Source organism: Kribbella yunnanensis (assembly GCF_039529655.1).
Taxonomy (GTDB): domain Bacteria; phylum Actinomycetota; class Actinomycetes; order Propionibacteriales; family Kribbellaceae; genus Kribbella; species Kribbella yunnanensis.
The window spans coordinates 279,840-298,876 of record NZ_BAAANF010000020.1 but is presented as its reverse complement, the minus strand read 5'-3'; the positions used below and the strand labels follow the sequence as shown (position 1 = coordinate 298,876).

Here is a 19,037-nt window from a genome sequence, read left to right as displayed (position 1 = left end):
GGGGGCGCGGGGGTGGGGGCGCGGGGGTGGGCGTGGGGTTGGCGGTGGTCCCGGGTGGGCTTCGGCGTGGTGGTTGGTGGGGAGTGGCGAGTTGAGTGGTGCCGGGGGGCGTTGGGCGGTTGGGGAATCTGCCGAGGGACAGGACGTATGTCGGGGCCCGCGGGGCTGCCGCGGTTGGGCGTGGTGGCCGGGGTGGTTCGGTGGGGTTATACGTCCTGTCGGTCGGAGGATGCCAAGTAGCCGCGCCAGCCCCCATGCGACGTGATGTCGTGGGCTGGGTCAGCGGCGCACACCCCAACCACACTGCCGACCCAGCACGCGCCTTGAGCACGGTTCGACCATCTGCGCGAGCGATCCGTGGTTGGTGGGTGCTCAAGGTGGGTTGGGCCGCGCTCCGCCGTACTGGTTGGTGGTGAGTGGTGCCGGGAATCTGCCGAGGGACAGGACGTATATCGGGGGACCACGGGGTTGCCGCGGTTGGGCGTGGTGGGCGGGGTGGTGCGGTGGGGTTATACGTCCTGTCGGTTGGAGGATGCTAGGTAGGAACGCCAGCCGCCGTGCGAGGTGATGTCGTTGGCTGGGTTGACTGCGTCGGCGGTGCTGACGAAGCCGAGGATGCGGCGGCCGTCGGAGAGGTCGAGCGGGCCGATCGCGAGTGGGGGCTGGATTGTGGTGGCGAAACCGCCTAGCTGGGCGGCTGGGATTGCCCAGATCTCCACTTCGATCTCGGATCCTGAAGCGGCTGGGGTTAGCGCCGGGCGGGGGCCGGGGACGAGATACATGCGGTACGTCGATGCGGTGCGGGCCGGCTCGACGAGTCGGGCACCGCGTCGTACCAGCTCGGGGTTGAGGGGCTGGCCGGTGAGGTGGGCGCCGGCGACTGCCAGCAGGACCTCGTCGGTCCACTGGGCCGCGAGGTCGATGAGGACGTGATCGTGACCGGCAGGGGCGATCAGTTGGACGCCGAAGGGCAGGCCGTCGGCGCGGTCCGGTCCGGGGAAGGCGACAGCGCAGAGGTCGAGCAGGTTGACCATGTTCGTGAAGCGGCCGAGCCGGCTGTTCGTACCGATCGGATCGGCGGCGACCTCCGCGAGGGTCGGGTGATTAGGTGTCACCGGCAACAACAATGCGTCCAGCGACGTCCACATCTGCTCGCTCGCCCGGGCCAGGGAGGCGAGCCGGTCGAACCCGGCAAAGGCGGCTGCTGCGGTCAACTCCGAGCCGCCGCGGACGATCGCTCGTACGGTCGGATCGACCTCGGGAACGTCGTCGAGCTTGTCACCGAAGGCCAGCCAGCGTTCGGCCAGCCACGGGCCGGAGTACAGGAGGTCTGCGGCCTCGAGCAACGGCTGGATGTCAACCGCGACGACTTGCCCGAGCCGATGCGCCTCGGCGAGCATCTGCTGCCAGGCCTTCTCGTGCAGCGGATCGAGATCCAGATCGACATCCGGTACGCCGATCACCGGAGGACCGACACGGCCTGGACGACTGTGCGGCAGCGACTCGAATCGCCGCGACCACGCGTCGTCCGGATCGAAGCCGACCATCACCTCGAACGCGCGGCGCGCAGTCTCGACCGACCGCGCCATCACGGTCACGCAGTCGAGCGATCGACAGGCCGGTACGACGCCACGCGCCGACACCAGACCGCGGGACGGCTTGATCCCGACGAGGCGGTTGAAGGCGGCCGGCACTCGACCACTCCCGGCCGTATCCGTACCGAGGGCGAAGTCGACCTGCCCGCTCGCGACCGCCACCGCGCTCCCCGAGCTCGATCCACCCGAGATGTGGTCGGCCGAGAAGACCGAGTGACAGGCACCGTACGGCGATCGGGTGCCGACCAGGCCGGTCGCGTACTGATCCAGGTTCGTCTTCCCCAGCGGTACGGCGCCGGCCGCGATCAAGCGGTCGACCACGAAAGCGTTCGACGCGGCCGGTTCGGTCGTCCGCGGATCACCGGCGGTGGTCGGGACACCGGCCAGGTCGATGTTGTCCTTGAGCGCCATCGTGAGTCCACGCAACGGTCCCGGCTGCGGTTCGACCGGGTCCACCCGGGTGATCCATTCCGCGTTGCTCATGCTCCCCACCTTGCCCGTTCCGCATCGAACGCCGCCCGGCGCCGTGCCCTCAGAGTTGCGATGTCCACCGGTGCTTCGCGCTCGATCCGCCGTACGTCGGCGATCGAGAACGTGGCCGGGAACACGGCGAGGTCCGCCCGACCGGCCGCGATCTCAGCCCGCTCGTGCGCCAACTGCTCAACACTCACCGGCGTGAAGCGGAGCAGATCGAACTGCCGCAGCAACCACGGCCGCTCGTCACCGAGTCTCCACACCGGCACGGTCCGCCCGACGAGTTGATACCCACCAGGCCCCTCCATGCCGTACACACACAGGTAGATCCCGCCGATCCCGACCGCGTTCTGCGGTGTCCAGGTCCGGGCCGGGTTGTACTTCGTCGTCACCAGCCGATGCCGTGGATCGATCGGAACCGCGACCGGCGCACCGAGGTAGACATCCCCCAGCCCGACCACCAGGTACGTCGCCTGCTGGACGATCTCGAACACCTCATCGCGCTCGTCCAGATCGTTGACCCGCCGGATGAACTCGACGTTGTCCGGACACCACGGCGCATCCGGCCGGACCGAGGTCGCATACCGGCGCATCGCCTCGTGCGCTTCCGGATGGTCGAACGCGATCGGCAGCGTCACCTCACGAGCCGGCAGTACGACGGTCTCCGGATCTGCCAGGTCTGACGCCAGTTCCGCCAGGTGGTCGGCCAGCTGGATCGGTCCGAGCCGGGTGGTGTCGATGGCGATCAACAGCGACCGCACACCCTCGACGATCTCGGTCACCCCGGCGGGCCGGTGTTCGCGCAATGCCTGGGCGAGCAGATGGATCCACACCCGGACGGTGAGGTCGAGTTCCGCGGATCCGGCTTCGACGAGCAGATGCCGTTCACCGGCACAACGGATCGTGTACGGCGGTTGGCCGTCCGCCTCACGCAGTACGCCGGGCCGGGCCGCCGTACCGGGGTTTGTTGCAGCAGGCAACGGCTCCTGCCGCAGGTCGGCCAGCCAGCTTCGGCGGGCCTCGATCGCCGCGGTCGCGACCTCGATGGTCACCGGAACCAATCGGACGTTGTCCCCGGCTTGCAGTTGGCCGAGCATCCAGCGGTCGGCCTCGATCACGACAGCCGGTACGACGAACCCGCCGAGCGACGGACCGTCCTTGCCGACGATCACCGGGGTGTCGCCGGCCAGCATGATCCCGCCGACCGGGTACGCCGAGTCGTGCACGTTCGACGGATGCAGGCCGGCCTCGCCACCGTCGCTCCGGGCCCATCCCGGCAGCGGCCCTTCCAGCCGGACACCGGTCCGATCGGAACGGTGGTCGACGGTCCACTCGGTCTCGAAGAACGCGTCAACACCTGTCGTGGTCAGGTGTTCGGGCGCGCCGTGCGGGCCAGGGATGACCCGCAGCTGCCAGCTGTCGGTAATGACCGGCAACTCGACGTTGATCGGGCTGAGCAGATTCTCGCGCCGGCCCAGCGGTAGCTGGTCAGCCGCAGCGAGCGGGCGTCCGTGCTGACCGCCGAAACCGCCGAGCACGAAGGTGGATCGGCTACCCAGCACAGGCGGTACGTCGATCCCGCCTTCGATCGCGAGATAGCCGCGCATCCCGTCGAGCGGACCGAGGTCCAGTACGGCGCCGGCCGGCAGCATGACCACCAGACCAGGCCGCACCCGCCATCCGTCGATCGTCGCCTGCTTGGCCGCACCTCCGACGCAGATCAGCCTCTCCTCGTCGAAGGTTAGGACTGGTCCGGTCTGGACGAACTCCAGCCCGGCTGCGGTGGACGGATTGCCGACTGCCGCGTTCACCAGTGCGAAGGTGAGTTCGTCGGCCGCGCCGGACGGCGGTACGCCGACATCCCACAGGCCGGGGCGGCCGGCCAGGTCCTGCACGGTTGTTTGCAGCCCAGGGCTGATCACGGTGACTGCCGCCATCCGTCACCACCAGCCCAGGAGCTGTACCGGGGTCGGGTTCCAGCCGTTGCAGGGGTTGTTGATCTGCGGGCAGTTGCTGATCAGTACCAACAGATCACGGCTCGCCGTCACCTCGACGTACCGGCCGGGCGCCGACAGACCGTCGTCGAACTTCAGATCGCCTGCTGGGGTGACGGGGACGTTCATGAAGAAGTTGACGTTGTGCGTGAGCTGCCGCTGGCCGATGCCAGCGTGGGCGCCGAGGGTGAGGAACGTTTGCCGGCAGGCGTGCTGGTGCCGGGTGTGGTGGCCGTACCGGATGACGTTGCTCTCCTGGGAGCACGCACCCCCGACCGTGTCATGCCGACCGCAGGTGTCGTCGGAGATGACCCCGAGCTCGTCACCACGCGTCGAGATCAGCCGCGATCCGGTGGTCAGGTAGACGGCTCGCTGAGCCCGGATCGTGTCGAATGCCGAGTAGCGGTTGTTGATGTCGTGCGCGTCGTAGAACAACGTGTCGACGGCTTGGTTGCCGTGCAGATCGACGATCCGCAACCGCCCACCCGCGGGGACAGTCAGCAGCGCGCCCTCACCTGGTTGCACAACCTGATCCAGCGCACTCATCGAACCAACTCCAACGCGCGCAACGCTTCCGGCCGCAACCCATCCGGATCATCAGCCTCCGCAGGACCAACCTGTACGCCGACCGCTCCAGCCGGGCTGGTGGCAAATGGGTGCGGTGCCGTGGAGATGAACACCAGCAAGTCCTGCTCAGCCCGAATCGTCACACTGTCGCCAACAGTCGCGTGACCAGGAACGAACGCGAGCCCAGCTTGCGTATCGATTCCAATTTTCGTGAAGAAGTTGATGGGGCCGTGGAGGTCGGCTTCGCCTAAGCCGTGTTTCCTCAGTTCCAGCAGTAGAAGGTGGCTGGAGATGAAGCCCGTCAGGCAGTCGTGCCAGTCGAGGGTGGAGGCGGTGACTGTGGCGAGGGCTAGGCCGCGGTCGGACATCAAGACCAACCCAGCGTGGATGCGGGCTGTCATCTGGGACTTGAGGGTGTCGGGGATATTCAGACGATCTAGGCGGTCGGGGCCGATGATCAGGACCGAGGCGTTGGCGTTGTCGGCCAGTGCGGTCAGGGTGAGCGCGCGGCCGGTCCGGACCGGGATTGAAAGTGCCGCGTCGCCGGGGATCTCGTGCTTCATGCGCGTACCTCCGCAAGGTAGGCCGTGCGCTGGGCACGGTAGGCGATCAGACCGCCGATCCCGACGATCGCCAACGTGATCAATGGAAGGTAGTGCAGGTACCAGCCCTCACCTGCCGGGTCATACACATCAGCGCGCGGCCAACCGAGGTTGATTGTCATGGCCAGTCCGTAGCCGACGGCAACTATGTTGACGACTACTCCGAAGCGGCCGAGCGAGAACAGCGGGCGGCCGTTCTCGTCGGTTCCGCCGGACAGGCCGTTGCCGGTGAGGCGTCGTACCAGCAGGGGTGTGGTGACCATCAGGTACGCGATGTAGAGCAGCATGATGCAGACGCTGGCGAGGCCTAGGAACAGACCCGCGTTGCCCACGTTCACGACCAGGCAGACAGCGGCCAGAACTCCCGGTACGACGGTCGCGGCGACCGGCGTACCGGTTCGTGGCGAGACGCGGCGCAGCCACGGCGAGGCGGGCAGGACGTTGTCGCGGGCCATCGAGAAGATCATCCGCGCGGCCGCGGTCTGGATCGCCAACGTACACACGCAAACCGCGAGCGCGACGTCGAGCAGCAGCAGCTTGCCCGTCGTCGTACCGAGCCGACTCGTCAGCACATAAGGCAGCCCCTGTGTCGCCAGATCGCCGTCGGTCACGGACGGCGCGGCCATCAGCGCGGCGATGATCAAGAACGCGCCACCGATACCGGACGCGATGACAGCCCGGAGGATCGTCCGCGGGGTGGTCGCGCGCGGCTTGTGCGTCTCCTCGGCCAGCTCGCCGGCGCTGTCGAAACCGACCAGCACGTACGCCGCCATCAACGCCGAGATGAGCAACGGAACGACGTACCCGGTGCTGTTGTCGAGGTTGGTGGTGTGCAGGACGACGGACGGTCCGCGCTCGGCCTTGCTGGTGAGGAGGATGACGATCAGCACGACACCGACGAGTTCGCAGGTCACGCCGATCGAGTTCACCACGGCCACGATCCGCACGCTGGTCGCGTTCAGGATCGTGGTCACGGCGAGCAGGATGCAGCCCAGTACGACGGCGTTCGCGGCGCCGTCCTTCGTCGACAGCGCGGGGTCGGTTCCGATCAGCTGGAACCCGGACCAGACCGCGGGCAGCACGACCTGCAGCGCGATCGCCGCGGCCGCGAGGGTGATGATCTGCGCGATGACCATCGTCCAGCCCGCGAACCAGCCGACAACCGCACCGCCGAGACGCCGCGCCCACTGGTAGATCGCGCCGGAGAGCGGGTAGCGCGCGGCCAGTTCGGCGAAGCACAGCGCGACCATCAACTGGCCGGCCAACACCGCGGGCCAGGTCCAGAAGAACGCCGTACCGCCGAAGCTGAAGCCGAGCCCGAACAACTGGAAAACAGTGGTCAGGATCGAGACAAAAGAGAAGCCGGCAGCGAATGACGCATAGCTGCCGACTCGACGAGAAAGTTGTTGCGCGTAACCGAACCTGCTGAGGTCCGTCGCGCCGGGATCGATGGTGGATGCGTCAGGAGCAGCTGACATTCCGGCCTCCCTCGGTTGGCCCGGAATGCTACGGCAGCCCGGGGCCTCTGCGGCCTCCCGGGCTTTTGTCCCGCCGTGGAACGGAGCCAAGGCTCCGTCTCCCCTCTCGGACCAGACCCACCGGATGGCAGCGGAACCCTAGGGGCGCCCCGCCGTTCCGGCGGGTCTGTTCCAGTTCAGGACCCAACGGTTTCAGTCACGCTCTTCAGTTGTTGCGAGCAGGTAAACGACTTCTCTCACTGCTTGTTGAGATCAGAGAGGGTCTTGGGAGCTTTGCCCTGCTCGACCCACTTCACCAGTGCGCCCAGCGGATCGGTCGGGGTGTTGGCACCGACGCAGTGGCCGGCACCGGGTACGAGGAACAGGCGGTAGAAGCTGTCGACGCGGCCCAGCTCGCGCTCGACGCGCTTGCGGTAGTCGACCGTGCCCTGAGCCGGAATGAGGGTGTCCGCGAGTCCGTGCCAGGAGAGCAGCTTGCCGCCGGAGCGCTTGAACGCGGACAGGTCGGGGTTGTCGCTGCCGATCACCTTGTTGTACTGCGCCTGGGATTGCCGGAACAGCTTGTAGTACTGGGCATACGTGAGCTTGCCGGTGTCGAAGCTCGGGTCGAGCTTCAGGAAGTTCCGCACCCAGCTGTCCGGTACGACGAACGGTGTCGCATGCTGCCCGTCACTGACCGCGAGCCCGTCGAACGGCGTCCCGCGGGTGAGCCCGTACCAAGGACCGCCGTCCCAGATCTTGCGGACCACGCGCGCATCCGCGGCGGTGATCGTCACCGGCTTGCCCTCACACAGGATCGTCTTGCCGATCAACCGCTCCGGCGCCCAGTGGCACTTCTGCGGCGCGTCGATACCGCAGGCCTGGATCGCGGCCTTGGTGAACTCGTCGAACTCACACTTCGTCGGGTAGGTGTGCTCGTTGTTCATCACCACGGCCGGCCAGATCGCGGCGACCGTCCAGCGGTCCCAGTTGATCGCGGGTGAGGCGGCGAGGATGCCGTCGAAGTCGTCCGGGTGCTGCTGCGCCTCGACATACCCCTGACGACCACCGGTCGAGCAGCCGTTCCAGTATGAGTACGACGCCGCGCGACCGTAGTACTGGTTGGTGACCGCCTTGCCGACCTCGGCCAGGTCGTGCAGCGATCGGGAGGCGAAGTTCTTCAGCAAGCCCTGGTTGACCTGGCCGTCCTTGAGCGCCCAGTTGTCCGCGGTGAACGGCGACGGGCCGACACCCGCGTCGGTCGAGGCGACGGCGTACCCGGCCTTGACCGCGTTCGCCCACGGCGCGCCGAACTCACCGGCCCAGTAGCCGCTGCCGCCGAGGGCCTGGAAGCGACCGTTCCAGCCGGTCTTGGGCAGCCAGACCACGGTCTTCACGTGGTCCCCGGCGCCCGGATGGCTGAGCTGGACGGTGACCTCGCAGTACGCCGGTACGTCGGCGACCGGGTCGTTCGGGAACGGCGGGGTGGGCGGGAAGGTGACCGTGCCACCGGGCTGGTCGACCGCCGTGACGGAGTCGACGTGGGCACCCTGCGGCGCCTTGACGGAGAAGTTGGTGCAGGCGCTCGGCTCAGCGGCCTCGCTGCTCGAGAGCGGGACCAGCGCGGCGAGTGGGACGATCGCTGCCGCCACCAGGGTCAGGATTCGTTTCATGGTCCCTACCGAACCAAGACCGCTCAGAGGCAACCAGGGATACTTTGTCCTGTGATCCAGGGCACAGGACTGAATCGGGCGATGCTCGCCGACTTCCTCCGCAGCCGGCGCGCGCAGCTGCAGCCGGAGGATGTGGGCCTGCCGCGGGCCCCGCGCCGCCGGTCGGACGGCCTGCGCCGCGAGGAGATCGCGGAACTGGCCGGAGTCTCGGCCGACTACTACAGCCGGATCGAGCAGCAGCGCGGTCCGCGACCGTCAGAGCCGATCCTGAACGCGCTCGCCGACGGTCTGCGGCTGACCTCTGATGAGCGCAACCATCTCTTCCGGTTGGCCGGCTATCCCAATCCGCCGCGGCACCTGCATGACCGGCCGGCTCAGCACCTGCTCCGGGTCATGCATCAACTGGAGAACACACCCGCTCAGATCTGCAGCCACCTCGGCGAGACCCTGCGGCAGAACGAGCTTTCGATCGCGGTCTTTGGTGATCATTCGATCTTCGAGGGGATCGAACGATACTGGGCGTACCGCTGGTTCCTGATCGCTTCTGAGCGTTCGCTCTACGCCGAACAGGATCACGACCGAATCTCGCGAGCGATCGTCGCGGAGGTGCTCGCCACGCACGCCGGGTCGGACCCGCAGGCTGCCGTCCTGGTCGAGACCTTGCTCAGCCAGAGCCCCGAGTTCGCCGAAGTCTGGGCCGAGCATCCGGTGTTCGAGCAGGACTGGCCGCGCCTGCACCTGAACCATCCGACCGCTGGATGGCTCGAGCTGAACAGCGACTATGTGCTGGACTCCGACCGCTCCCAGTTCCTCGCCATCTTCACTGCCGATCCGGGGAGTGAAGATGAGGAGAAACTGCGGACGCTGGCGCAGCCGGCAGACGACTTCGTCTGGTAGTTAGAGAGCGGTCGCCTTGGCGTTGCGCTCGAACTTGGACCAGATCGCCGAAGTGCAGTTCGTGCACGACGGGCCGAAGAACTCGCCTCGGGCCTGCTCGTCACCCAGTAGCCAGTACCGGAACCAGGCGGTGATCGCACCACGGAACTGCCCACCGTCGGGGCTCACCACGAAGTGGTCGGCACCCTTCAGTTCGGCGTAGATCGCGGGCACGTGACTGCTCTGCGCGTACCGGTCGTGCACCACCGACGGCCACACGACGATGTCTGCAGAACCCGCGAAGTACAGGGCCGGACCGTGCAGCTTCGCCGGGTCGTTGAACGGACCACCTTCGAGCGGCGCCACCGTGTCCACCCGCGGATCCGCCCCCGCGCCGACGGCTGCGCCACCACCTAGCGAGTGACCGGTCGCCCCGACATGCGCCAGATCGACCTTGCCCGCGAACACGCTGCCCGCCGTACCGTTCTGGGTCGTGAGGTAGTCGAGCCCAGCCAGCAGCGGCGCCGCAGAGCTCGACCGCCCCTCGCCCGCGGCCACGATGAACCCGTGTGAGGCGAAGTGCTCCAACAACGGCTGGTACGTCGAAACTGTCGCGGCCGCGCCGTTGCTCCACAGGATCACGGGGTGCTTGGCGCATCCGAGCGTCCCGAGCTGAGCCGGCCGGATGATCGTCGTGCCCTGCCCGTTGGATGCCGACGTCACGGCGAACGGACCGGGGCCGGCCCAGTTCTTGTTGACCGACGGGCAACCGGCCGCCTGGGCGACGGGCGTCAGGTTGACGACCAGAGCAGCGGCTGTGACGACAATCGCGAGCAGACGTTTCACTGCGTCTCCTTCGAGGCGTAATTCGAGGCGTACAGAGTGTCCAGGGAGTGGGCGTACTTTTCCCGCACCACGGATCGCTTGAGCTTCAGCGTAGGCGTCAGCTCGCCGGAATCCGTGCCCCAAAGGGCATCAAGCAGAGTCCAGCGTTTCACCTGTTCGACCCGCGACAACCGCTCGTTCCCGCTGCGGACCGCTCGCTCGATCTCGGCCCGTACGGCGGGATGCGTGGCGGCGTCGGTCGGACCGGTCACCTCGATGTTGCGTGCCGTGCACCACTGCCGCCAGCCGGAGTCGAGAGTGATCAGGGCAACCAGATAAGGCCGGTTGTCGCCGTGGACGTAGACGGAACCGATCAGGTCGGAGGCCGAGGAGAGGGCCTGTTCGACGTTGGCCGCGGAGATGTTCTTGCCGGCCGCGTTGATGATGAGTTCCTTCTTGCGACCGACGATCGAAAGGTAGCCATCGGCATCGATCCGGCCGAGATCGCCGGTGTGCAGCCAGCCGTCGACGAACGTGTCGGCGGTCGCGTCCGGTCGGTTCAGGTAGCCCGGCGAGATGATCCGACCTCGGGCGAGCAGTTCGCCGTCGTCGGCCAGGCGTAGTTCGACCCCGGGCAATGCGCGGCCAACCGTGCCGAGTCGTGGTTCGCTGAGAGAGTTGAGCGTGAGGACAGCGGAGGTTTCGGTCATCCCGTACGCCTCGACGATCGTCACGCCGATCCCACGGAAGAAGATCAGCACCTCCTGCGCGATCGGCGCTGCGCCGCTGACCGCGACCATCATCTGGTTCAACCCGAGCGCGAGGCGGATGCGCCGGAAGACAAGTCGCTCGAAAATCGCGTGCTGCAACCGCAGGGCCAGTCCGGCGCCCGTGCCCGCGCCCGGACCGGCGCCCATGCCCGCGCCGGCTCCCGTGTCGGCTCCTGCGCCGAACCGGGCTCGGCCGACTTGCCTTGCGACGACAATTGCGCGTCGGAGCAGCGCACGTCGTACTGGGGATTGTTCGGTGACGGTTCGTTCGGTGACGGCACCTAGCAGCTTCTCCCAGACGCGCGGTACTGCTAGGAACACGTGCGGCTGGATGTCGGGCAGGGTGTCGGCGAGCGCGTCCAGGTCGCGGACATACGTGACCGTCGAGACGAGCGCCGTACCGAGGTAGTGGGTGATCATCCGCTCGGCCAGGTGGGCGAGCGGTAGGTAGGAGACCTGGGTTCGGCCTGGCTCGGGGAGCTCGCCGAGATCCTCGACCACGCGGGTGAGGATGCCGGACAACACCGTGCAGATTCCGGCGTGGGTGACGAGCGTGCCCTTCGGTGGACCCGTCGTACCGGAGGTGTAGATGATCGTCGCCGGATCGTCTGGCTGCACCTTGGCCGCGGCCTCGTGAACCTCGGCAATGCGCTCCGGGAGCGACGCTCGGGCGGCTGCGGTGAGTACCTCGAATGACAGAACACCGGCCGGTGCCGGGCCGGGGCCGATCACGACGAGCGTCCGGAGCTCGGGCAATCCGTCCCGAATCGCCAACCAGGTAGGGAGAAACTCCATGTCGACGATGCACACCTTGCACGCCGAGTCGGCCGCGACGTAGGCGAGCTGCTCGGCGGCAAGCGTGTTGTAGTACGACGACGGGGTCGCGCCGGCGAGCATTGCGCCGACGTCGGCGAGGACGTGTTCGGCCCGGTTCACCAGTTGCAGGCCGACCACGTCACCGGGTTCGATCCCCAGATCCAGCAGGACGAGGGCGATCGCCTGGGCCTCGCGTTCGTGCTCGGCCCAGGTCAGCCGCCGGTCGCCGTCGACGATCGCCGGCACGTCACCGTGCTCGGCCGCGTTCCGGCGTACCAGATCGAGGATCGTGTCGTGCATCAGCAGGATGTTCTCGCGGGCCGGTTCTGGAAGCGGTCGCCCAACCAGTTGAGCGCATTCGTGCCCCAGAGGGAGACCGTCACGACATGCCCGCCGCCGGGGATCACATGCCACTCGAGAGTCGTCCCGGCTGCGCAGTAGCGGTCCTTCAACTGCTGGGCTCCCTGGTACGGGATGAGCTCGTCGAGTGTGCCGTGGTAGAGGTACACCGGAGCGGACGGCTTGACGTTGCCGAGCAGGTTCTCGGTGAGCCGCTTCTGCCAGCGCGGATCCTTGATCACATTGGGAACCGTGGTGAAGTCGTTGAGCCTGCGGCCCGGCGCCAGCAACGCGATCTCGGCGACACAAGCCTGCTTGATCTTCGCGAACAGCTCCTTGCCCTGCGCTGTCAGCACCTCGTCGAGCGGCACCTCCGGGTACGCCGTCGCCAAGCCCGCTGCGGCAGCGGCCACCAGGCCGAATCCGATGCCGCCATCGTTGCTTGCGGCAACCAGTGCGAGGTCGGCGGGCACCCCTCCGGTCGCCGTACCCACAACTTTGAGATCCGGCGCGTACGACGCCGCCTGCTCGGCCGCCGCGGCCGCTGCCTGACCGCCTTGGGAGTAGCCGAAGACGCCGATCGGCGCGGTCGGATCCAACCCGGCGGCCGGAAGACGAGTCGCCGCGCGGGCGACATCGAGGAGCGCAAGGCCCTCCGACTTGGCAGTCGCGTAGGTGTGCGTTCCAGGCGTACCGAGCCCTTCGTAGTCGGTCAGCGCGACCACCCAGCCCTTGGTGATCGCCTGCGCGATGAAGGCGACCTCGACCTCGGTACCGGTCCGGATCTGGTACGACGGGGCGCACTGGTCACCGAGTCCTTGCGTACCCATCGCGTAGGCCACGACTGGGCGTTTCCCCGGGCCCGGCCAGGCGGTGAGCGGCGTGATCACCGTGCCGGAGACGGCATTCGGCGTACCGGTGGCGGAGGTCGAGCGGTAGAGGACCTGATCTGCGCGGGTCGGGACGGGGAAGAGGCGGAGGATGTCGACGTACAGGTCGACGTTCCGGGTCTTGAGGACATCGCCGGCCTTTCCGGCGGGCAGGGGCGACGGCGCGGTGTAGAAGGGGTCGTTCTGGGGTGTCGGCGGGCGGGTGTCAGCCGCGGCCGGCGCGACGAACGCGCAGGTCAGGGCGGTGACGGTGAGCCCGGTGACGAGTCTTCGGAGCACGATGGTTACCTCCGTGGGGCGGATAGTGGTAACGAGGATTACCCGAATATAGGGGCCGGGATAGGCTGTGACAATCCCTCGATCCCTGGAGGTTCTGTTGTCTGCAGGGCGCAGCTATGGCGGTGTGCCGTTGGCCCGGCGCCGGGAGGACCGCCGTGCGCGGCTGTTGGCGGCGGGGGTCGAACTGTTCACCTCGACCGGTTATCAGCAGACGAAGATCACCGAACTGTGCGCCGCGGCGGGGATGTCGAACCGCGGCTTCTACCAGGAGTTCGACACCAAGGAAGCCTTGCTGCTCGAGCTGTACGTCCGGACGAATCAGCTCGCCTTTGACCACGTCAGCCAGACTCTGACCACTCTGGAGACCAGCGATCCGGCTGGGCGGATCGACGTACTGATCGACGTTTACCTGGCCGCGGTCACGTCGGATCCACGGCTCGCTCGGTTGAACTACGTTGAGGCAATCGGTGTCAGTCCAGCGGTCGAGGCGCTGCATGTGGAGTGGGTCGGCCGGTGGAGCGAGCTGATCGAGGGCGAGGCCGACCGGGCCGCCGAGGCCGGGTTCGCACCGCGCCGGGACTTCCGGCTGACCGCGATCATGATCGTTGGCGCCATCACCGGCCTACTCCGCGAGTGGCAGAACCACGCGGCCCGCTACCCCACCACCGAGATCGCCGCCGAGGCCAAGGCCCTGATCCTGGCCTCGATCACGCGTCGGGTTTGACTTTGAACGTGGCGGCGAAGAGGTAGGGCAGGGTGTAGACGCTGCCGAGCACGACGGGCAGCGCGAGCAGCCGCCGTACACCCCGTTCCCGGTAGGCGATCCAGGCCATGATCAGCAACAGGTGCAGGCCGAAGTCACCGTTGATCTGCGCCCGCCACGGATGGGAGAAGTCGGTGATGAACACGCTGCCGGCCGACAGCCCTTGCGTGCTGATCGCACGCACAGTCAGGGCCATAATCGCCAGCCAGGCAAGGATCAGCGCGCTCCTGACAACCAGGATCGTCCTCATGAGGCGAACTCGACGATCCGGCGCATCAGCTCCTCGGGTTGATCCTCGGGGATGAACGACCACGAGTCTTCAATCGTCGCGATCGTTGCATTGGGCAACGTCGCGGCCAGACGGTCGAAGAGATGTGGTTTGAAGATGCGGTCGTCGGCCGCCCGCACCAGAAGCACCGGCTTGGTGAAGTCGGCCAGCTTTGTCGCCGCGGCCAGCGTGTATTTGTTGTCGACGGCACCGATGAAGCGGGTGGCGTCCCGACGAATCTCGGCGCTGTCACGCATCGGCTGCACGTAGGCCTTGAGTACATCGGCCGGGATCCCGCGCTTGGCTAACCACCCGAAGGCGTTCGGCTGCTGTTGAACGGCCGGGAGCTGGAGGAGGTAGCTGGCGAGCCAGATCGCGCCCGGGATGCGCGCCAGCTTGGGCATCCGATCGAAGGGCTTCGGGAAGAACTCCTCGAACGCGTCACACGGGGTGAGTACTACTCGCCCGATGCGCTCGGGATGGTTCACCATCAGGATCTGCGTGAGCGCGCCACCGGTGTCGTTCGCGACGATGGTGACGTCGGTCAACTCGAGTGCTTCAAGGAACTCGGCGATCAGCCTGGCAACACCCGGCGGAGTCAGATCAGCATCAGCCGACATCGGTATGCGGTGGGCGCCGAGCGGCCAATCCGGAGCTATACAACGAAACCCGGCCGCCGCCACCTCGGGCAGGACCTTTCGCCACAGCGCGCCGTTGACCAGCAGTCCATGGACGAAGACGACCGCCGGCCCGGTTCCTTGTTCGACATAGCTGATCTCGCCACTCGACAACTGTGCTGTGCTCATACGTGCCGCCAGCTCTCGACGCCCAGCGACAGCGCCTCCATCGCGACCTGCCGACCAGTCTGTACGGCGGCGCGCAGCGGCTGCGGTCGGCGCTCGGTTCGGCCGATGCTCAGACTGTCAGCGGGCGGGCGGATCTGGATCGTCGCCGGATGCTCGGCCAGCAAGGCCTCCTCTTCAGCCCGGATCTCGACGCGACGCAACCACGGGTCGAGCGCGCCCGGTGCGAATCGGGCGAACCACCGGTTCAGGAACAGGCGCTCCGCACGGGACGGCGCGGACTGCTTCTCATTCAGCCGTCGGGTGCGCAGGGCGACGACATGGGTCGCGTTCTGGGCGAGCGCCGTACGGATGGGGGTGCCTTCGGTGACGCCGGCGTCGACGTACGCGCGGCCGTCGAGCTCGACCGGCGGTCCGGCCAGGAGTGGCATCGCTGCGGATGCGCGCAGGGCGGTTTGCAGGCTGGCCTGGTCGTGGAGATGCGGATGCAGGTCGGTGGACTTGCCGGTCTGCGCGTCGGTGGCGACCGGGTGGAACTCGACCGGGTTGTCGAGGACCTCTTGGAACCCCATCGGCATCACCTCGGTGTAGACGGTGTTGACCAGATAGTGCGTGTCGACGACCGGTTGGCGACTCAGCAGTCGGCGCGGGCTGATCGTCGTACCCATGATCGTCCGGTCCCACCAGGCATGTTTGGTGCTGTCGGCGCGACCGCACAGCAGCCAGGCGCCGTTGAGCGAACCGGCCGAGCTGCCGTAGACCGCGTCGAACAGCGGCAGCAGGCCGAGCTGCTCGATGGCGACCGTCATCCCGCTGGAGAAGGCGCCGCGGGAGCTCCCGCCCTCGATCAGCAGAACCAGGCGGGCATCGTCCGTCCGGCGCCCGGGCAGGCTGCCTTGGTCTCGGCGATCCAGGAGCAGTTGACGCACTGAGTCGTTCACGATCCGAATCGTATCATCGTTCCGTATCAGCGTTACATAACGCCGATCTGCTACCGTCGTCCGGTGCCTCGAGTGAAACAACGGACCGACTCCCTCCAGGAGCGCGGCCTCGCCAGCGCCCTGGCCGTACTCGACGAGGAGGGCGTCGCAGGCCTCACCACCCGCGCCGTCGCCCGGCGCGCGGAAGCGTCCGTCCCGGCGATCTACGAGGTCTTCGGCGACAAAGCCGGCATCGTCCGCGAGGTCTTCTTCGAGGGCTTCCGAGTCCTGGCCGAGCGTCTCGAAGCAGTCCCGGCAACCCCGGATCCGTTGGAAGGTCTGCGCCAGCTCGCCGAAGCCTTCCGCCGCTTCATCCTCGACCACCCAGTCCTCGCCGAGGTCATGTTCGCCCGCCCCTTCGCCGACTTCGACCCCTCCCAAGAGGAGATCCGAGCCGGCCTCCAGGTCCGCAAAATCTTCGTCACCCACGCCCGCAACGCCGTAAACAGCGGCCACCTCACCGGCGACCCCACCGACATCGCCCTCGTCTTCTTCACCATCACCGAGGGCCTGGCCACCGCCGAAAAAGCCCACCGCCTAGGCAACTCCCCCCAATCCACCAACCGCCGCTTCCGCCTAGGCATAAACACCCTAATAACCGGCTTCACCCAGCCCTAACTCGTGGAGTCGCGCCACCCGGAGCCCATCTCATGGGTCCCCCCAAGGCCGGTCGATCAAGGCCTCACCACGAGCCGGTACGACGTTGTGCACGGATCAACCATGTCCGCGCGTCGAAGGTGGTTGACGGGTGCTCAAGGTGCGCTGGTCGGGGCGACCTTGAGCACGGTTCAACCGTTTCGGCGGGTCCCGGATGGCTGGTGGGTGCTCAAGGTGATCACCGGCCCGCGATCTCGAGCCCCGGGGGATATCTGGCGCGTTGATCGGAACATTTTCGGCGCCTGGACCCGAAAATGCTCCGACTAACGCAAGACCTCGTGCCGCACGCACCTCAGCCACAGCCCGTCAGCCCAAGACGACGCGCAGCCGCGGTCGCCGGGCCTCGCCAACCAGCCCAGCCACCCGCTTGGCCCGCCCTCTTGCTCTGTCGGCCGCCTTTGGTGGTCGAGTCCGGGGTACAGGTCCGAAAGGACTCGGCCGGGGTCGTTCGCTCTGGCTGATCGCCGCCTCCGGCCGACTAAAAAGACAGCGTGGCTGAGCGCCGCGGTGGCTCAGGTGGATGGCGAGGCCGGTGACCGCGGCTCCCGTCGCCTGGGGTTGCCGGGCTGTGGTTGCCGTGCGGGACAGAGGCCTGCTGGCAGCTGACCCACCCCGCACCTCACCAAACCGCGCCTCGCCAAACCACCCCACGCCTCACCAACCACCGCACGCCTCGCCAAACCGCGCCGCACCTCACCACCCCGCACCTCACCAAACAGCACCTCACCAACCGCGCCGCGCCAAACCACCCCGCGCCTCGCATCGCCAACCACCGCACGCCTCGCCGCGCCAAACCACCGCACGCCTCACCACCCGCGCCGCGCCTCACCACCCGCGCCACACCAAACCACCCCGCGTTTCATCAACCACCCTGCGCCTCACCTGACCGCGCCTCACCAAACCACGTTGCGCCTCGTCGTGTGTGCAGTGCGGTGATGCGTTGGACGGTACTTTTTTCGCAAATAGCCCCCAAAGTTACCGAACAACGCAATCTCCGCGGCTAACGTCCGATGGTCCGGAGACGGGGGCTGCGTGTTATGTCTCAGGACATCGGTAACAGTTGATGTCTCAGGACATGGGTGACAGTTGTGGGGTCAGGTGGGGTGTGGTTGGTAGCGGCGGGTTCGGTCGATGGTGAGGTCGCGGACGAGGTGGTCGCCGTGGAAGACCACGACGTGGTCGCCGGTACGGAACACGGTGACGGTGGCACCGGCGTAGCGGCGGCTGAGCCCGATTTCGGTGTTGTCGACACCGATCGCGCCGCGAGGGCTGACCGTAGGGTTGGACATGATCGGCGGGGCAGTTAGAGGCTGCCCCGCCGGTCCGGTCTTTTCGGCCAGGTCGTATTTTTGTTGCGGGGTGAGTCCGTGCAGGCCTTGGTGGCGGCGGTTGTTGTAACCGAGACGGTATTCCTCCAGCAAGGCCTGAAGCTGGCTCAAGGTGGCGGCCGGGGGCCGGGCTGCCAGCCATTGCCGGGCGGTGCGGTGACTGCGTTCGTTCTTCCCGCAGGTTTGCGGGTGGGCCACCGACGAGGCGATCTGGTGGACGCCCAGCGCCAGGAGGCTGGTCTCGAACGCGGTCGTGAAGCCGCGGCGTTTCCCGGTGAACGCGGTGCCGTTATCGCTGACCAGCTCGGCCGGCAAACCGTAGCGGCTGGTGGCCAGGCAGAAGCATTTCCAGGTGTCTGCACCGTTCTCGCTGACCGCGGCGTAGTCGGCCAGATCAAGACGGGAATGGTCATCACTCAACGACAACACCACCACAACCGTACGGTCGGCCAACGCGTACTCCCACCCGTCCAGCTGCCACAACTCGTTGGCCCGGGACCGCTCGAACCGGCGCATGGCCCGCCGCGGACGCTTAGCGGGCTGTGGCACCACCAGCCCCCGCCGGACCAAGATCCGGTGGATCGTGGCCCGCGACGGCACCCTCGACAGATCGCCGAGGACCTCTTCCAGCCGGTACCCGATCGAGATCGCGCCATAATCCCAGCCGGCACCCGCGAGCTCCTTACGAGCGAGCACGATCTCGTCCTCGACCTCGGCTGGGGTCCGTGCCGGGCTGTGATGAGGCCGACGCGATTGCGGGAACAATCCATCCAGCCCCAACACCTCGAACTGGGCCAAGTACTTATAGAACGTCTTCCGGCTCAGCCCGGCTTCCCGACACACCTCGCTGACGTTGACCTTCTCGCCACGCGACCTGGCAAACACCGCCGCCGCCAACACGGGGTGAACCGCTACCCCATCTCTGCTCATCCACCACAGTCAGACGCCTCACCCAGGCCAACCGTTACCCCTGTCCTGAGACTTCGGACTGTTACCTATCTGATGAGACTTAAGAGGAGACGGGGGCTGCGGGTTCTTCGGACGTTGTGGCATCGCGGATCCCGGATGCGGCAGAGGCGAG

16 protein-coding genes and 1 riboswitch are annotated in these 19,037 nt (G+C 67.2%); of the genes, 3 read left to right on the top strand and 13 right to left on the bottom strand.

Annotated elements, in window-relative coordinates:
- Positions 1 to 509: 509 nt before the first annotated feature.
- From ABD231_RS31365 to ABD231_RS31340, 6 genes are all read right to left on the bottom strand, one after another.
- The gene (locus tag ABD231_RS31365; RefSeq protein WP_344159946.1) at positions 510 to 2,078 is read right to left on the bottom strand and encodes an allophanate hydrolase; all 1,569 of its coding nucleotides are present in this window, start codon (positions 2,076 to 2,078) and stop codon (positions 510 to 512) included.
- Positions 2,075 to 4,006 (bottom strand): 5-oxoprolinase/urea amidolyase family protein, encoded by a 1,932-nt coding sequence (locus ABD231_RS31360; protein WP_344159943.1) that lies wholly within the window; start codon positions 4,004 to 4,006, stop codon positions 2,075 to 2,077. The genes ABD231_RS31365 and ABD231_RS31360 overlap by 4 nt, the downstream gene beginning before the upstream one ends.
- A 3-nt stretch (positions 4,007 to 4,009) precedes the next feature.
- Complete coding sequence (locus ABD231_RS31355) at positions 4,010 to 4,609, bottom strand: urea amidolyase associated protein UAAP2 (RefSeq protein WP_344159940.1); 600 nt, start codon at positions 4,607 to 4,609, stop codon at positions 4,010 to 4,012.
- Positions 4,606 to 5,193: a DUF1989 domain-containing protein gene (locus tag ABD231_RS31350; protein ID WP_344159937.1), complete on the bottom strand. Its 588-nt coding sequence runs from the start codon at positions 5,191 to 5,193 to the stop codon at positions 4,606 to 4,608. Before ABD231_RS31350 ends, ABD231_RS31355 begins: the two co-directional genes overlap by 4 nt.
- Positions 5,190 to 6,710: an amino acid permease gene (locus ABD231_RS31345; protein ID WP_344159934.1), complete on the bottom strand. Its 1,521-nt coding sequence runs from the start codon at positions 6,708 to 6,710 to the stop codon at positions 5,190 to 5,192. The genes ABD231_RS31350 and ABD231_RS31345 overlap by 4 nt, the downstream gene beginning before the upstream one ends.
- A gap of 52 nt (positions 6,711 to 6,762) precedes the next feature.
- Positions 6,763 to 6,863: riboswitch (guanidine-I (ykkC/yxkD leader) on the bottom strand.
- An 83-nt stretch (positions 6,864 to 6,946) separates the two neighbouring features.
- The gene (locus tag ABD231_RS31340) at positions 6,947 to 8,362 is read right to left on the bottom strand and encodes a tannase/feruloyl esterase family alpha/beta hydrolase (protein WP_344159931.1); all 1,416 of its coding nucleotides are present in this window, start codon (positions 8,360 to 8,362) and stop codon (positions 6,947 to 6,949) included.
- A 51-nt stretch (positions 8,363 to 8,413) separates the two neighbouring features.
- Between ABD231_RS31340 and ABD231_RS31335 the strand changes: the two genes are divergently transcribed.
- A complete protein-coding gene (locus ABD231_RS31335; RefSeq protein ID WP_344159928.1) occupies positions 8,414 to 9,259 on the top strand; it encodes a helix-turn-helix transcriptional regulator in 846 nt (281 codons plus the stop codon).
- On the opposite strand, the gene ABD231_RS31330 is transcribed toward ABD231_RS31335, so the two are convergent.
- The 3 genes from ABD231_RS31330 to ABD231_RS31320 are packed head-to-tail and all read right to left on the bottom strand — an operon-like array spanning position 9,260 to position 13,157.
- Positions 9,260 to 10,084: a poly(ethylene terephthalate) hydrolase family protein gene (locus ABD231_RS31330; RefSeq protein WP_344159925.1), complete on the bottom strand. Its 825-nt coding sequence runs from the start codon at positions 10,082 to 10,084 to the stop codon at positions 9,260 to 9,262. It abuts the gene before it with no gap.
- On the bottom strand, positions 10,081 to 11,949 hold the full coding sequence (locus ABD231_RS31325) for an AMP-dependent synthetase/ligase (protein ID WP_344159922.1): 1,869 nt from the start codon (positions 11,947 to 11,949) through the stop codon (positions 10,081 to 10,083). The genes ABD231_RS31330 and ABD231_RS31325 overlap by 4 nt, the downstream gene beginning before the upstream one ends.
- On the bottom strand, positions 11,949 to 13,157 hold the full coding sequence (locus ABD231_RS31320; RefSeq protein ID WP_344159920.1) for an alpha/beta fold hydrolase: 1,209 nt from the start codon (positions 13,155 to 13,157) through the stop codon (positions 11,949 to 11,951). Before ABD231_RS31320 ends, ABD231_RS31325 begins: the two co-directional genes overlap by 1 nt.
- Before the next feature lie 97 nt (positions 13,158 to 13,254).
- Here ABD231_RS31320 and ABD231_RS31315 point away from each other — a divergent pair, with 97 nt between their 5' ends.
- On the top strand, positions 13,255 to 13,881 hold the full coding sequence (locus ABD231_RS31315) for a TetR/AcrR family transcriptional regulator (protein ID WP_344159917.1): 627 nt from the start codon (positions 13,255 to 13,257) through the stop codon (positions 13,879 to 13,881).
- Here the strand turns inward: ABD231_RS31315 and ABD231_RS31310 are convergent.
- From ABD231_RS31310 to ABD231_RS31300, 3 genes are read right to left on the bottom strand one after another with little or no spacing between them, the layout of a single operon-like run.
- On the bottom strand, positions 13,865 to 14,170 hold the full coding sequence (locus ABD231_RS31310) for a hypothetical protein (protein ID WP_344159914.1): 306 nt from the start codon (positions 14,168 to 14,170) through the stop codon (positions 13,865 to 13,867). The two genes, ABD231_RS31315 and ABD231_RS31310, sit on opposite strands and share 17 nt — an antisense overlap.
- Positions 14,167 to 14,994, bottom strand: coding sequence for an alpha/beta fold hydrolase (locus tag ABD231_RS31305; protein ID WP_344159911.1), 828 nt, complete (start codon positions 14,992 to 14,994; stop codon positions 14,167 to 14,169). Before ABD231_RS31305 ends, ABD231_RS31310 begins: the two co-directional genes overlap by 4 nt.
- Entirely contained in the window at positions 14,991 to 15,932 is a 942-nt protein-coding gene (locus tag ABD231_RS31300; protein ID WP_344159908.1) for a patatin-like phospholipase family protein, read from the bottom strand. Before ABD231_RS31300 ends, ABD231_RS31305 begins: the two co-directional genes overlap by 4 nt.
- 63 nt (positions 15,933 to 15,995) lie before the next feature.
- Here ABD231_RS31300 and ABD231_RS31295 point away from each other — a divergent pair, with 63 nt between their 5' ends.
- On the top strand, positions 15,996 to 16,589 hold the full coding sequence (locus tag ABD231_RS31295; protein WP_344159905.1) for a TetR/AcrR family transcriptional regulator: 594 nt from the start codon (positions 15,996 to 15,998) through the stop codon (positions 16,587 to 16,589).
- A gap of 1,133 nt (positions 16,590 to 17,722) precedes the next feature.
- Here ABD231_RS31295 and ABD231_RS31290 read toward each other — a convergent pair.
- Entirely contained in the window at positions 17,723 to 18,886 is a 1,164-nt protein-coding gene (locus ABD231_RS31290; protein ID WP_344159902.1) for a helix-turn-helix domain-containing protein, read from the bottom strand.
- Positions 18,887 to 19,037 lie beyond the last annotated feature (151 nt).

Excerpts from the sequence above, each read along its gene's own strand:
- ABD231_RS31365 (WP_344159946.1), bottom strand. The coding sequence starts at position 2,078 with ATGAGCAACGCGGAATGGATCACCCGGGTGGACCCGGTCGAACCGCAG.
- ABD231_RS31360 (WP_344159943.1), bottom strand. The coding sequence starts at position 4,006 with ATGGCGGCAGTCACCGTGATCAGCCCTGGGCTGCAAACAACCGTGCAG.
- ABD231_RS31355 (WP_344159940.1), bottom strand. The coding sequence starts at position 4,609 with ATGAGTGCGCTGGATCAGGTTGTGCAACCAGGTGAGGGCGCGCTGCTG.
- ABD231_RS31350 (WP_344159937.1), bottom strand. The coding sequence starts at position 5,193 with ATGAAGCACGAGATCCCCGGCGACGCGGCACTTTCAATCCCGGTCCGG.
- ABD231_RS31345 (WP_344159934.1), bottom strand. The coding sequence starts at position 6,710 with ATGTCAGCTGCTCCTGACGCATCCACCATCGATCCCGGCGCGACGGAC.
- ABD231_RS31340 (WP_344159931.1), bottom strand. The coding sequence starts at position 8,362 with ATGAAACGAATCCTGACCCTGGTGGCGGCAGCGATCGTCCCACTCGCC.
- ABD231_RS31325 (WP_344159922.1), bottom strand. The coding sequence starts at position 11,949 with ATGCACGACACGATCCTCGATCTGGTACGCCGGAACGCGGCCGAGCAC.
- ABD231_RS31310 (WP_344159914.1), bottom strand. The coding sequence starts at position 14,170 with ATGAGGACGATCCTGGTTGTCAGGAGCGCGCTGATCCTTGCCTGGCTG.
- ABD231_RS31305 (WP_344159911.1), bottom strand. The coding sequence starts at position 14,994 with ATGAGCACAGCACAGTTGTCGAGTGGCGAGATCAGCTATGTCGAACAA.
- ABD231_RS31290 (WP_344159902.1), bottom strand. The coding sequence starts at position 18,886 with ATGAGCAGAGATGGGGTAGCGGTTCACCCCGTGTTGGCGGCGGCGGTG.